General features: G+C 38.1%; 11 protein-coding genes. 2 read left to right on the top strand and 9 right to left on the bottom strand.

Annotated features, from left to right (window positions below; all coding sequences use genetic code 11):
* Positions 1–146: 146 nt before the first annotated feature.
* Positions 147–2408: a helix-turn-helix domain-containing protein gene (locus tag ABIL39_03640; protein MEO0165213.1), complete on the top strand. Its 2262-nt coding sequence runs from the start codon at positions 147–149 to the stop codon at positions 2406–2408.
* Positions 2409–2744: 336 nt separating this feature from the next.
* On the opposite strand, the gene ABIL39_03635 is transcribed toward ABIL39_03640, so the two are convergent.
* The 3 genes from ABIL39_03635 to ABIL39_03625 form a co-directional block, all read right to left on the bottom strand.
* Positions 2745–3167, bottom strand: a complete 423-nt coding sequence (locus ABIL39_03635) for a DUF86 domain-containing protein (protein ID MEO0165212.1) — start codon at positions 3165–3167, stop codon at positions 2745–2747.
* The gene (locus ABIL39_03630; protein ID MEO0165211.1) at positions 3151–3600 is read right to left on the bottom strand and encodes a nucleotidyltransferase domain-containing protein; all 450 of its coding nucleotides are present in this window, start codon (positions 3598–3600) and stop codon (positions 3151–3153) included. Before ABIL39_03630 ends, ABIL39_03635 begins: the two co-directional genes overlap by 17 nt.
* A 112-nt stretch (positions 3601–3712) precedes the next feature.
* A complete protein-coding gene (locus ABIL39_03625) occupies positions 3713–6085 on the bottom strand; it encodes a YCF48-related protein (GenBank protein MEO0165210.1) in 2373 nt (790 codons plus the stop codon).
* Between the two features lie 146 nt (positions 6086–6231).
* On the opposite strand from ABIL39_03625, the gene ABIL39_03620 reads away from it, so the two are divergent.
* Positions 6232–8466, top strand: a complete 2235-nt coding sequence (locus tag ABIL39_03620; GenBank protein ID MEO0165209.1) for a hypothetical protein — start codon at positions 6232–6234, stop codon at positions 8464–8466.
* Between the two features lie 152 nt (positions 8467–8618).
* Here the strand turns inward: ABIL39_03620 and ABIL39_03615 are convergent, their stop codons facing one another.
* From ABIL39_03615 to ABIL39_03590, 6 genes are all read right to left on the bottom strand, one after another.
* Complete coding sequence (locus tag ABIL39_03615) at positions 8619–10709, bottom strand: hypothetical protein (protein MEO0165208.1); 2091 nt, start codon at positions 10707–10709, stop codon at positions 8619–8621.
* Between the two features lie 110 nt (positions 10710–10819).
* Entirely contained in the window at positions 10820–11308 is a 489-nt protein-coding gene (locus ABIL39_03610; protein ID MEO0165207.1) for a hypothetical protein, read from the bottom strand.
* Positions 11241–11852 carry a hypothetical protein gene (locus ABIL39_03605; protein ID MEO0165206.1) on the bottom strand — a complete coding sequence of 204 codons (612 nt, stop codon included), beginning with the start codon at positions 11850–11852 and terminating at the stop codon, positions 11241–11243. The genes ABIL39_03610 and ABIL39_03605 overlap by 68 nt, the downstream gene beginning before the upstream one ends.
* A 21-nt stretch (positions 11853–11873) precedes the next feature.
* On the bottom strand, positions 11874–12167 hold the full coding sequence (locus ABIL39_03600) for a hypothetical protein (GenBank protein ID MEO0165205.1): 294 nt from the start codon (positions 12165–12167) through the stop codon (positions 11874–11876).
* Between the two features lie 154 nt (positions 12168–12321).
* On the bottom strand, positions 12322–13866 hold the full coding sequence (locus ABIL39_03595; protein ID MEO0165204.1) for an SBBP repeat-containing protein: 1545 nt from the start codon (positions 13864–13866) through the stop codon (positions 12322–12324).
* A 38-nt stretch (positions 13867–13904) separates the two neighbouring features.
* Positions 13905–15374: a T9SS type A sorting domain-containing protein gene (locus ABIL39_03590; GenBank protein MEO0165203.1), complete on the bottom strand. Its 1470-nt coding sequence runs from the start codon at positions 15372–15374 to the stop codon at positions 13905–13907.
* Between the last annotated feature and the right edge of the window lie 209 nt (positions 15375–15583).

The raw sequence follows: 15583 nt of genomic DNA, 5'->3' as shown, positions 1-15583 counted from the left end.
TTGTAAAATTATATTATAAATATTTTATAAATTTCGGTGTCCAAATAAGTAAAAACCCCGCCGTGCAAAATCACTATTTTTTATGTTTTATAAAAATATAAAATGACTTCTTGAAATTTTTTACATTTTTGTTATAATTTCCCTATATGTTGCACAAAAATAAAGTATCTTTTCAAACTAAGATTGAGGCAGTCAAAAAATATTATAAGCAGGGACTTTCTTTGCGTAAAACGGCTGAGCAATTTGGCATATCCTATAAAACACTCTGGTTTTGGATTCGTAGGTATAATTCTGGTGGTATAAAGGCACTTAATAGAAGCCCGGGGCGAGCCGGAATTCCATCCACATTAGCGAAAAAAATATGTATGTTGAAAGAAAGGGAACCTGGCTTAACAATCATTAAAGCAACCAAAATTCTTAAACAAAATGGCGAAAAAGTTTCTAAAAATACAGTTTGGCGCGTCTGGAACCGTTGTTATATGATAAGACGTCCATTAGATAATGTATTAACAACCTTCTGTTCAAAAAGTGACGATTTAGAATTGAAGGTAAAACAAGCTGAAGATTATTTGAAACAAGGGAAAATTAAAAGTGCGGCAAAAATTATTAATGACCTTTTTTACATACCGGAAACCGATATTTTATTGGCGATACCAGATTCTATGCTATCATACCGCCGTAGACTGGATAAACTTTACCTACAAGTTGAAAAAAGATTTGAAAATACCAATTTTTCCGATTTTGCTGAAGATGCGAAAAAAATTGCAAGGACGCTTGAGAAAGAGAACTATTATTGGTCCTCAATGCTGGCATACTTTCTTGTTCTTATTGCATTAACCTGGTTGGGACGTCCCAGGGAAAAACTTGTGATACATTCTATTCTTCATAAAAGAATCAAAGATGTGCGTGACCCCGCACTACGCTTTAATTTTTATCATCAACTTGCAAATACCTATCTTGATTTGTTGATGGTTCATCGTGCCCGTCCTGCAATTGAAAAATGCCGGCGATTGTTATATCAACTTCCCGACGCACTGTACTGGGAATCCTTTGCTGATATGCTTTCTCGTACATTAAATAACATCACTGTTCACCACTGCTATATGAAGGCGGTTGAGTACGCAAAAGACCCTATTGTGCGAGACCGTCTTAATTTGAAGATCGCAAGTTGCTTAGCTTTAATGGGTGACACCAAAGAATGCCGAAAATATCTAAATCTTTGCGGGTCAATTAAAAATTCTACAGTATTTAGTGGAAGTTACTGGTTGGCAAACGCCTATTATCATTTTAGCCGTGGGGATATTTTCCGAGCGCGTGAGCACTATATGAATGCACTAAAGAGCGCGACCCGTGACCAGATTCTGAATAGATTGATTGCATCATCCATCGGGTTAGCTGCGGTAGCGATGGCTTTAAACCAACCAAAAGAGGCAATGGTTTATCTTCTGAAATATCTTCCGCTGGTCAGAAAATACAGAATGTACCGTGAAATGATCTCTTTGAAAAGTTTTGCTGGTATGGAAGTAAAAATCAAACCTGAGGTAATTAAAGAAATGCCCAGAATGAAACTATTAGTATTACTAAACAAAGCACGGAAAACAAAGAAAAACGGAGATTATCTAAAGGCTATAAATTATGCATCAAAGAAAAAGTATATGGGCTTTTTTATACAACACATTGTTTTCTATCCTGATCTTGTTCTTAATGTACTCTCTAAAGGCAAATCTACCAAATTACCCGCAGCTGTCCTACATTTGCCTATTTTTAATACAAAAACTTATGCTTATCGCATCAATTTTTTAGGGAAAATTACCGTCTTAAGTAATCAAGAATATATGAAAGGACGATTAAGTCCAAAAGATGCTGCAATACTTCTATTTATTGTATCCAGAATATACGAACCTGACAAATTATTGGAATTATGTGAACTATATAAAAATTTCTGGCACAATAATCCTAAACCAGCACGGCTTTTTTCCCATAGTTTAGTGCGGATAAAGAAGCAACTAAGGATTCCTTCCCATTATTTAGAGGTAAAAAGGCAGGCTGGTGAATCTTATTTGATCAATCAAAATCTTTATTTTACCACTGACTATCAGGAATTCAACGAGACCCTTGCACGGGCAAAGGCACTACAGCGGGCAGGGGAATGGGGTTTTGCTCGCAAAGAGTATTTGCGGGCATTTAGACTATTCCGTGGCGAACCGTTTAAGAAGAACTTTGATAACTGGTCGGTGGATATGAGATTTAAGATTTTGAGCCAGTTTGAGACTGAAGCGATAAATTTTGCCAAGAGCTGTCTTGAACATGGAAATAAAAATGACGCGCGAAAAATTTTGCAAAAGGTTTTGAAAATAATCCCTGATTCAGAAGAAGCAAGGAAATTGTCAGATAATCTTATAGTCTGATTGCCTGATAGTCTTATAACACTGTAAAGCAAACCTTTAGGTTTGCTTATTTTCGTTGCAAGGCTAAAGTCTTGCCCTACATTGTTTCGCAGTCCAAACAAATAAATAAAGACAGTTCCCATTTCCAAACCTAAACCCAGCTACCATATCTCCTTTCGGATTTATCCGAACGGTATGAGAATTATGCTCGTGGTTTGATGACTGGAGTTAAGGTATAAGCCTTTTATCCGCCAATTCACCGTTTTTACATTCTAACATATTAGAATGTTATAAGGGTAAGATATTGGTGAAAACTTTTCTTCAAATTTTCTACAGGTAATCGAACAAAAATGCAGTTTATCTTCTCATCTCAAGGTACTCAACTAAATACCTGAGAAATTGGCGAATATCATTGAGTTTTAAAAGAAACGAATATACCTTTTGAAGGTCAAGATATAAATAATCGTGGACAATTATATTTCTAAATCTCGCCATATTTTTCGCGGTCTCCAAAAAATCTCTCGGTATAACTTTTTCCTCTCCAAGAATTTCAACAATCTGAACATAGGTATCCGGAGACTTAGCCCCGATTAAACCAATAATATAATTTCCAATGTCCAGACACCCTTCAATTGCTATCTGAAGATTGTGAAGACTCGCATCTTGAGATTTCCAATCGTTCAAGAATTGGTCTAAGGATAATTGCCTTATCTCTTCAAGCCTTCTCAAGGCCTCTTCAATCCGTTCAATTCGCTTGACAATATCACTGCCTAATGCCAATTTGGTTCTCCTTTATTCTTTTGATCAAATTTGCCTCAGCAGAAACCCTTAATGGCTCGGCATCGCAATAAAAATCATATACATTCTTTATAAAATTTAACCGTAGTCTTTCATCTTTAGAGAATAACAATTTGCCGGTTTTTAATACCTGATAGCATAGCACAATCGGTGCGTTATTTAAAAAAACTAAATCTACCTCATCAGTTTTAAGGGCAGAAGTTATCACTTCTATGAGCGCGAGTTTTTTGGTGAACTGGTCTCTATTTGTCAAAAGATAACAAGCTATATCAATATCACTGAGGAATGTTGGTTTACCAATACCATAAGACCCAAAAATGTAGGCAAAAATTATCTCTGCATCAGTATATAACGCCTCCTTTAAATCCGAAATCAGGGAATGGATATCATGTTTAATCACCCTCTTTTTAATCATAAGCAATTATACAGGAAAATAATCCCAAGTCAAGCCATCCTTAAAAAATAAAGTTTTAAATCCCATGGGATGCCCGAAGGCACCCCAGGGGTCCAGAAAGGGGGTCGGGTTTTTATCTTATCTTCACCACCCGCACGGGCGAAAAGCTCTTATCCTCAGGCACGATAAAATAGACTCCGGTGGGCAAATTGTTACCCATATTGTCATCTCCAAACCAGGTGATACTGGATTCATGATTCAGGATACAGGATTCAAGATTGAAAGATTTTACAACACGTCCCGAAATATCGTAAATCTTTATCATGTATCCTGTATCGTGTATCCTGCATCTGATATGGACATTGTTCCTGAATGGATTTGGATAAACCTTCAGTATCTCATTTCCATTCCTTGCAACCAATTTTTCATCATCATTTTTTTCTTCAATCCAGACCGAACCGCCGTTTGTCGTTTTAAGAATCATGCCGCGGGGGCCAACTGCATAAACTATGTCAGTATTTTTGATAGCGCATATGTCGTAAATTACATGGCGTGTTGGTACAATATGTCTTCTCCAGGTTAACCCACCGTCGTTCGTTTTATAAATATTATTATATTCACTCCTTACGGGTGCTGCATAGCCAATGAAATTATCTCGGAATGACAAAGTTCCTATCGCACTTGTTGAATTATCACCAGAAACCTCCATAATAATCTGTTGCCAGGAACTTCCGCTGTTAGTGGTCTTTAAAATCTTCACCTTATAGACCTGCTGGTTTTCTATAACTCCACCTACGAAACCGACTTGACTATTCACAGGAAAGTCTATCGCATAGAAAACCTTCCCCTGTTGTTGCGGTGGCACATAATTCACAACCCAGTTTTGTCCTCCATTTGTGGTTTTATATATAATTGCAGCAGTTGGCGCACCTTCTGGCGAAGGACCGGCAACCGCATAACCGGTATCTCCGTTAAAGAAAAACAAATCCTGGATTGGCGTGTTATACTGTATGTTTTGGTTTGCCCAAGTATCGCCGCCGTTCGTTGTCTTTAATATTACCGCTCCTGAATCATAAAAGGGCCAAATCCCGCCGCCTGCGATATATCCAATCTGTTCATTCACAAATTTTACTGCATTCAACCGCATCGTGGTAGTGGAATTCTTAGGAATCCAAGTATTCCCTCCATTAGTAGTCTTAAATAAAACCCCGTTTTCACCTACAGCAAACCCTGTCAGATTATTAACGAAATGAACATCCCTGAATCTTTGGGCAGTTCCGGTGAATTGCCGAACCCAATTTAATCCGCCATCCGATGTTTTAAGAATATATCCAGAGTCACCGACCGCATATCCAATCTGGTCATTTTCAGGAAAATCTACCGCCCAAAGTGTAACATCAGGTCCTTTTTTAAGAGAAAACCACGATGCTCCGCAATTTGTCGTTTTGAAAATCCTCCCAGGACTAAAATTAATATCATAATCAGAACCCACACCATATCCAATCTGCTGATTGGCGAAACTAAATGAGAATTTATAATGCACAGCACATCTTTGAGGTGGAATAATAGAATCCCAGGTATTACCTCCGTTTGTAGTTTTTCGGATTAGAGACGAATATGTGCCACCACTTGCCTTTACTATAAAGGCAAATCCTAACGAGATTGTTAGAAAATAAATTCCTTTCACATATTCATTAGGTTTATTGTAGATTAATTGCCAGTTATTACCACCATTTGTTGTTTTGATTATTACTGCCTTTGGATTTGTGCCACCGTATCCTTCAATACTTCCGCAGGCATATCCAATATTATTGTTGCAAAAATATAAACTATGATAGCCACCAGGAACAGGACTTGTCTGTTCTATCCAGTTTTGACCGCCATCAGTCGTTTTAAGTAGCAATGGATATAATGTATCATAGGTATTCCACCCTCCAACTGCATATCCAGTATCGGCATTTATTGGAAAATGGACGGCCCTTAAGACCTGGTTTGTTGCCCCAGGATTTGTTTGTGTCACCCAGTTTGCACCCCCATTTGTTGTCTTTAAAATAATGGATTGTGTACCAACCGCATAACCCACATCTGGATTACCCTGTGGAAAGTCAATATCATAAAGCCCTCCTGAGACACCTAAAAGAACATAATTCCAATTTTCTCCCTGGTCAGTTGTTTTAAGAATAATTGCAGTACTATTACTTACTCCACCTATGTAACCGACATTCGGCGTAGGAAAATCAATGCCTAAAAAACGATAGTAGTTAGAAACACTATCCGGATACGGCACCCACTTTGTGGTCCAAGTTAACCCACCGTCGGTGGTCTTATATACCAAAGCCTGCTCATAATCAACAATAAAGAGAGTGTTGCTATCAATCGCATAGCAATCGCTAAAGCCGTTATCCGATGGCAACGGGTTTAACCAAATCCAGGGCAGACTCACCGATTGAGTTGTTCCTATTTTAAATGCTAATATGACGAGTAACAAACAATATTTATTTTTCATAGGACCCCCTTTTGACCCTATTTTACCGCCGACTGTGTCTTTCTCTTTAATATAAAGATTAGTAGAATATAGTAAATTGCGGATTTTATAAGGCTTATTTTTCCCCCACTTGACATTCTTCAAATTTTGATTATATTTTACCAATCATGCATAACAAACGGTATTTGTTCTATCCAGTTATTGAGGAGTATTTCCAAAATAAATCCTCGGTTAGAAAAACTGCCCAGAAATTTAACCTCCATTATCAGACGGTTTTCAAATGGATAAAAGAATATAAAAAATCAGGGCATAAGGGATTTCCCCTTTATAGGCACTATAAGCGCCTTTCCGTGAAAAAAGAAAATTTTATAATCAATCTGAAGGAAAAATATCCTTATCTCACACTCAGTCAGGCACAGAGATTATTAGCCAAAAAGGGAATATTTGTCACCTGTAGAGGAATATGGAATATCTGGCGCAAGAATGGTTATTGTGGGTTTATTCAAGATAATTTATCCAATGATTTCATGGACTTTATTCCGCTAACAAAAGAAGCAAAAGTAAAATTAGAACAGGCAGAATATCTTTTTAATAAAGGAAGGCTAAAAGAATCAGCACAGATTGTAAATTCAATTACCTGGCTACCCAGAAACGATTTGATTCTCAAACTACCCGATGAGTTACTTAATTCAAGGTGCCAGCTTGAAAAATTGATAATGCAATTTGGTAAGATGCCCATTCTGGATTATATCAAAAAGGCAAAAAAAATTTATCAAAGATTTATTAAAAACAAATGGTATTATTCAGCATTAAGAGCCGGTGTCGTATTAACTTCTACACTTTTCTGGTATGGAAGCTTAAAAGAAAGGAAATTATGGACAGAAAAAGTATTATCTTTAATACCCCATAGAAAGAAATATCCAAAAGATCTATTTCCGGTATATTTCAGTTTACTCCTTTCAAAGTGTGCTTACTTAACGCAGGAACTGAAGATTAAACAGGCAATAAAAATCGCCCAGTATTGCTACCGGTTAGTCTCCTATCACAGGAATCATTCAGGTTATCTTCTCTATAATTTAGCGGTTGAATTTATCAATCTTGAAAATTATGACAGGGCATATCTCCTGCTCAAAAAAGCAGCTGATGGAGTTGACATCAATACAAAGAAAATGATAGACACTCTGATCGCAATCTTCATTCACCTATTAAGGTGTGATAAAGATAATGCCCAGAAGTCATTAAATAAAGCAGAAATTGTTGATTGGGCTAAGAATGCACAATTATCTCGTTATCAATCCCATTTTGCTCTAATTGAAGGGGATCCTCAAAAAGCGTTAAATCTGGCAGCAGAGGCTTTAAATCTGTCAACTGAAGCAAATTTGATACTTGATATCTTCAATAGTTATGTTGCGATGGCGGGCGTTTATATGTGCCTTGGTGAAAAAGAAAAAGCAAAGTTGTTATTGGTTAACTTGAAAAAATTTTTGAAAAAAAGAAAAATGAAAAGGCAATTATGGGTGACTAACATTCTCTTGCAAAAAATTCCTGAAGATAAAGAACTTTTGAGATTATCAACATTCAAACTTGCCTGGTTGTTGAAAAACAGGGGGTACTCTTCTGCTTATCAGTTTGCCTTAAGAAAAGGAGTGAAGTTTCATTTTTATCGGTATCTATTCTCTTATCCTGAAATTGTTCAAAAAAGGATTGAAAAAAATAAACCAACTTATCTACCCCGGGCAATCTTGCGTCTGCCAATATTTAATACAAAAGCCGATGTCTATCATATCAATCTATTAGGCAGAATAACCGTCTTTCGCAATCAAAAATATCTCAATTTCCATCTTGCACCCAAAGATACCGCAATACTTTTGTTTATAATATTCAGAATCAATGAGCCGGAAAAATCGCTGAATTTAGATGAATTATATAAAAATTTCTGGCAAAATCGTTCTAACCCTGCAAGGTTATTTTCACATATTCTTGTGCGGATAAAGAAGCAATTAAAGATTCCTGCCCATTATTTAGAGATAAAGCGGCAGGATGGTGAATCTTATTTGATCAATCAAAATCTTTATTTTACCACTGACCATCAGGAATTCAACGAGACCCTTGCACGAGCAAAGGCACTACAGCGGGCAGGGGAATGGGGTTTTGCTCGCAAAGAGTATTTGCGGGCATTTAGACTATTCCGTGGCGAACCGTTTAAGAAGAACTTTGACAACTGGTCGGTGGATATGAGATTTAAGATTTTGAGTCAGTTTGAGACTGAGGCGATAAATTTTGCCAAGAGCTGTCTTGAACATGGAAATAAAAATAACGCGCGAAAAATTTTGCAGAAGGTCTTGAAGATTGTTCCTGATTCAGAAGAAGCGAAAAATTTGTCGGATAGTCTCATAGTCTGATAGTTGGATAGTTTTATGGTTTGAAGTTTAACCGGCACTTAGATTAAAAAAATGCACAAAACACTTTCCACTTCGGAGAACGACGCCTGCTCAAAAATGAGGACCGTCAGTGCTACCAAAATCAACCATATAGAAATTTCACTTTGAGATTTTTACTTTAAAATTATGACTTTGAATACTTTGTTTTTCAGTTTAAGGAAGTAAATTCCAGGGGCGATTCCTTTAACAGGCAATGAAAGATTCTGCATTATAGCACTTGGAAGTTTCCAAGATTTTATCTTTTCTCCTAAGAGAGAATACAATTCTATTATTTCTATATGCCTTGCTTGTTCTGGAAGAAATAGATCGATATTATCCCTTATCGGATTTGGCATAGAGAGTGAGCTGATGATATTAAAAAATAGATGATTTTCTTCTGTTTGCACTATAGAACTTTCATAGATCTGTACCCCAGCTTCAGCGCAAGCCACATATATATAACTATGCGGGAAAACACAGGTGGCATTACTTGGTGTAGTATAATGTGCCCTTTCAGAAGGAGACGTAGGTTCTGAAATATCAATCATTCGTAAAGTGCTTCCATCTGCTAAATAAGCGTAATTACCAGAAACATAAACATCCCGCGCAGCATCTGTGTTGTAACTTCCTACTACACGAGGATTTGAAGGTTCTGACACATCTATTATCCACAAACCAGCAAAATATTGAGCCATAAAAGCATAATTGCCAGAAACGTACACGCCGTAGGCATAACTTGGCAAATTGCAGGTTGCTACAAAGATTGGATTAGAAGGGTCGGATACATTTAGGATTACCAAACCAGTATAATAATCTGCAACATAGACATATATCCCTGAAACATAACAATCATACGCGTAACTTGGGGTGATGTAAAATCCTACTTCATAGGGATTTAGAGGATTTGAAACATTTATTATTCTCACACCCATATCCTCATCTGCAATAAAGGCATAGTTGTTAGAAACGTAAACATTTCTACTCCATCCTTGTGTATCATAGTAGGCTATCTCAACAGGATGGGCAGGATCTGAGATATCAATTATTCTCAATCCTGAAGTTCCGGCAGCAACATAGGCATAGTTACCCGAAACATAAACCCCATAGGCATAACCGGGGAAGGAACAAGCCCCCAACTCAAATGGATTGTTAGGATTTGAAATATCTAATATCCTCAACCCAGCAAAACCATCAGCGATGTATGCGTAATTTCCCGATACGAAAATACCAAATGCATCGCTTTGGGTTTTATATGCGCTAATTTCGTATGGATTGGAAGGGTTTGAGATGTCTATAACCCTCAAACCACCATGTTTATCTGCTACAAAGGCATAATTTCCCGAAACATAAACATCACTTGCATACCCGGGTGTATCGCAGAATCCTACTTCAACAGGGTGAGCAGGATCTGAAACATAAATTATTCTCAATCCTGAATCTTGATCCGCAATATAGGCATAGTTACCTGATAAATAAACAGCCATAGCATAGTTCGGGGTATCCCAATATCCTACTTCATAAGGATTTTGAGGGTTAGAAATTTTTATGATCCTTAATCCTGAAGATCCATCAGCAATATATGCAAAACTATCCTTTACATAAACATCTTCGGCCCAGTCTGGTGTATCATAGTACCCAACCTCATTGGGATGCACAGGATCTGAAATATCAATTATTCTCAATCCTGAAGTTCCGGCAGCAACAAAGGCATAGTTACCTGAAACATAAACCCCATAGGCATAACCGGGAAAAGAACAAGACCCCACCTCAAATGGATTGTTAGGGACTGAAATATTAATTATTCTAAGATCTCCCCCTAAATCAGCCACATATGCGTAATTTCCTGCTACATATACATCGTAAGGATAGGATGGTGTAAAGCATCTGCCTAATCTCGTTGGATTACCTGGATTGGTTATCTCCCATATCTCAAGGCCGCCTCTATCATCAGCAATATAAAGTCTGTTTTTATAAAAAAGACTCCGCACAATCCCCCTTGTGCGAATTTCCGAGATTTTAACAGGATTGGTTGGATTTGAAAAATCAAAAATATCAATACCACCACCTGAACCGAGGATGATAAAGCGTCTAGAAGAATCATAGCCAACGGCAAAAGAAGGGCCAAATGGCCAATTGCCAACAAACCGAACATTCAAGGAATCAAACCCTGAATAGGTTTGCGCAATATTTTGAAAAGAAAGAATGGATAGAATAAATAATATCATACACTCCTCCTTTCTGGCCTTAACCACTTACCATGCCTAATTGTATTAATAAGTGGCATAGAGCAAAATGCAGAGCTATAGAACTTTCAAACCACATTTTCCTAAAATACCTATTTTATTTTTATTACTTTAAAATTTCTACGTGGTTTCATAAGGATAAAATAGGTACCAGTATTTAAACAGGAACAATCATACAGACCTTTATTGGTTCTCCCCAAATACCTTCCAGTGACATCAAGCACTTCTGCTTCCTCATCGGTATTTACAAGTTCAATCAAGTCTTTCACGAAGGTTGCTTTAAGAGGGTTGGTGGTTTTACCCCTATCTATCTCCTCTCTTATAGCAACCATCTCAATATCAATATTAGCATAGATATCATAATTGTTCATTCTGTATTCTCCCCAGACATTGAGGTAACGACTATTTGTGCCAACATCTATATCACCATATATAGCACTGTAAGGGGTTGATGTAATTCTAACCACATTGCCAACAGGAGAACCAGTAGTATTATAGTGCTGTCCCCAGAGTTCATAGATAGTGCCATTTTGCCGGGAATAAGTTACAAAATAATTTACTCCATTGAAAAAAAATGACATGCGCTGACTTATCATAATTGACACCCGTTGCAATCGTAAATGCATTAACGATTGGTATGCCATTATTTGATACAATTACACCTTTAAGTATACATGGGGACGGCATTTCAACCCAGATAACCATAAAGTTCGTCCCACTATAAGCTACATCGGTGTGATAAATAGGGCCGTTGGCGGCTGCCAGTCTGATTGTATCACTTGCAGGACTGCCATTTGTATTGATAAATCTTCCGTATAAAACAAAAGGCGAAGGTGCATAATTACCATAAACGACGAAATACCGAGTGCCCCCCCAATCAGCAGAAGGGTAAGAATAATTCGCATTTGGATTGCGACTGAGCAGGATACCACCAGGGTCAAGGACAGAACCAGCCGGGGTTACACGGGTACCATAGATTTGATAATTTAAACTCCTGCCATCGCCCCAGACAACAAAGTAATTACCGCCTCCAAAAGTAATGTCAGGCGAGTTCTGCACAGGTGTTGGACCATCGTAGTAGATGTAAAAAGAATTTATTGTATCACAATCAGGAGTGACACGCACTCCGCGGATATCACCATAACTTCAACGCCCTTCATGCCAGACAACGAGAAAATTCGTTCCATCGTAGGCAACCCTTGGAGTATTTACACTATCTCCAAATAGGAATTTTCCATTAGGGTCAAGTACGACGCCACCTGTAGATATACGGGCACCATATAATGAGAATATTGGTGAAGAACGAGAGTCAACCCAGAAGGCATAGTATAAATTATTAGCATATATCGCACAAGGATACGTTTCGGATGTAATCAAATTTACAACGGGGAAATCAGCACCGTTCAGCGTCAGTTTGGTCAATATAATAGCGAAATTCATAATACCTCTTTCAACTATAACTTCTTCCCTTGATTTAACTTAGCTCTTGTATATATTCAAGGGAATTAAAACTTCCATTAAAATTAAAGTAAAAGAAATTTTTAGCAAAAACCCACCTATAGTACTATTCTTCTTCATATCTAAAATTAAATTTTTAATCAATTTTAATAACCTTATACCAGTTTCGTGCATCCATCTTAATGAAATAAATCCCGGTCTTTAAATTAGAAGGGTCAATAAGGCGACCAGCAATGTCATAAATTTTCATATTTTTGTAGATGTATGAAGAATTCCGGCCAAGAAGGGTAAGGCAGATTTCGGACGAAACAATAATTTTGCGACTATTACTGCAGATGGGGACCCAATTTAAAGAATAACAGATTGTAGTAAAATCATAGGCGCTATTAATTCCACCGCTAAATCCAGTGATGAAAAAATGCCCATGTGGATCAACTACAATGTCCTGAGCAGCATCCTCCCAGTCTCCTGGGCCATCATAGACCTGGGCTGTGAGCTGATGCCCAATTGAATCATACACTACTGTGGCATAATCATCATCAACTGGTCCCCTGCACTTGCCAGCTACATAGATATTTCCATACGAATCTACAGTTATTGCTTTGGGTTGATCATTGCCACTGCCCGGGCCATTATAGCGCCTCACCCATAAAACATTACCATTAGTATCATATTTTACTGTGCAAAAATCAGTTTGGCTTGATGCATCGGTATAACTTGAACCTGTTACATAGACGTAGCCTCTTAGATCAAATACAATCTTCGCTGGGCGATCATCACCATTAGCTGGACCATTATAACGGCGGGTCCAGACTGTATCGCCCATAGCGTTATATTTAATCAAAATATAATCGCTGGGAAATGTGCCCAAACTCCATGTGCCTCCAAAGACATAGACATTACTTGAACTATCAATTGCAAGTGTTGCACCATATTCATTTAAATTGTTGGGTGAATTATAGGTTTTAACCCAACGCTCGTTGCCCAGCGAGTCATACTTTATTGTAACGAAGTCTAAGTTACCTACAAGATTGATTGAAACACCCGTTACAAAGACATTGCCATGGCGATCAACAGCGATGCTATATGCTTCATCGGTATTATTGCCAGAGCCGTTATACCTCCTTATCCACTTTTCATTGCCGGCAGAATCTAATTTTATCACGACATAATCGAAGCCTGTACCATCACCGATGCTTCTGCCCGTAATATAGACATTGCTAAAGCAGTCAACTGCAATATCAAATGGCCAATCATAGTCATTACCGGGACCGTTATATCGTCTTACCCAGATAAGATTACCTAAACTGTCGTATTTGATAACTGCGATGTCATCATACGAGTCAGGAGTTGTGCTTGAAAGAATGACATAGAGATAACCAAAGGGATCTATGGCAATCCCCCAGCCAGTGTCATTGTAAAATGAGGGTGCAAAATGGTATCTTCTAACCCACCTTTCATTCCCCATAGAATCATACTTAATAGTAGTGCATTCAAATGTGGATGGTGAATCACCGCTCCGGCCAGTAACATAAACATTCCCGCTAGGTTCCACCACGATCGCATTGCCACCGTCAACGAGATTTGCCGGTCCATTATAGCGGGCAACCCATCGCTGGGTTTGTGCCAAAAGATTTAATAACAAAAGAAAATTTGTCAGAATGTAATATTTTAACCTCATCAAACCACCTTACATATACACAATTTAGTCCACCCACTCTACATTTTTATAATATTTTTGGTCAAAAGGATATGGTTTTTTGCTCTCAGGACCATGAAATAAACCCCTGGTGCCACTGGTGTTCCTTGTTCATCCACTCCTGACCAGGTAAGATAGGAGGTTTGCGGCGTAAGGGCGAAAGTTTTTATCAACCTGCCATCCACGTCATAGATGTGAAGATCTGTCCAAGTTAAAAGATTATTATTTATACTTGGAGTCAGCCTTATGTCTATCCTGTTTACAAAAGGATTCGGGTACGCTTGAAAAAGGCTATTTAGAAACGAAGAGTTGTTCTCACTAATCTTCAATTCGGGGGATATTACTCCCCATATCCGTTGTGTATTTACGGACTGATGATTAATAGAATCAGTCCACCCTGAATATGTGATAAGAACCTGATTATTAGGTCCGCAAGCAAGTGCTGGTTGAAACTGTAAGCCATCTTGATTAGAAATATGGAAGGTATCCATTATATTCCCAACGGTATCCAGATGTAACCCATAGATATCATTATTATGAGTATATGCAACTGTATACGAAGGAAAAGTGAAAGTAATCTTTGGTTGGGTCCCAATTATCTCATAATAATAATGGTTAGTATCAATAACAGTTCCATTCGGGCTTACCACTGCACTGAAAAGAAAATTTATCCCACCGCTTCGGAACGACTGCCATACTACCAAATAGTTCGTTCTACCAAAACTAACTGACGGAAATTGATCATGATAGTTGCTTGTTATACCTGAAATCAATATACCCCCTGGGTCCAGAACAGTTCCATTCTGAGCGACGCGTGCCCCATAGATGTCGCAATAGTGGCCGCCAGTATTCCGGGCATCATCCCAGACGACTAAATAGTTTGTACCATCAAATGCGACTGATGGATGAAATCTGTATACAGGTGCAGTAGAGATAGGTATTCCATTCGGGTCTAAAACCACACCAGCAGGCGTAACACGGGCACCATATATGTATCCTTCATAACCATAATTAACCCAATATACCCACACCACAAGATAGTTCGTCCCATCAAAGGCAATTGATGGTTGCTCCTCCCTGTATGGTGAACTGGAGATACGGATTCCATTAGGATCTAAAACAACCCCTGTTGGAGTCACCCGCGCTCCATATATATCCATATTTGCGGTATCTCTTATGTCAACCCACACTACGAGGTAGTTTGAACCATCAAAAGCAACTGCGAGTGGTTGGAAATAATTGGTAGAGGGAGTAGTAGAGATAAGTATTTGATTGGTATCCAAGACAACTCCTGTGGGAGTCACCCGCGCTCCCCAAATATGAGCATCCAGCCATACAACTAGGTAGTTAGTGCCATCAAAGGCAACTGCAGGTTGATATTGGGCATAGGGTGGGGTAGGTTCATTGTTAAGGTTTGTGTCAATCAAGAATGGGTTCAGTAAAATTTCTGCTGCCTCCAGTGTCCCAAGATTAAGAGAATTTTCAATCATCGGCCCCGCAAAAAGGATTATAGTGCAAATAGATATTATAACAGTTCCTATATCCTGGATCCCATTTTTATTTAATTGCCTTACGCAAGGTTTTGGTCTTATAGTCATTATCACTCCTTTCGATTTTTATTTTAATCAAAGATGTTAGTCTTTGCTAAAGCAGGGAAACAGAAAATGTGTTTGAAAATGGAAGGTTTTAATAATAAAAT

The sequence above is a fragment of the candidate division WOR-3 bacterium genome, from assembly GCA_039802205.1.
Taxonomy (GTDB): Bacteria; Hydrothermota; Tepidihabitantia; order SM23-42; family JAOAFX01; genus JAOAFX01.
Note: the sequence above shows the minus strand (reverse complement) of the source record. Positions and strands in the feature narration are given on the sequence as shown.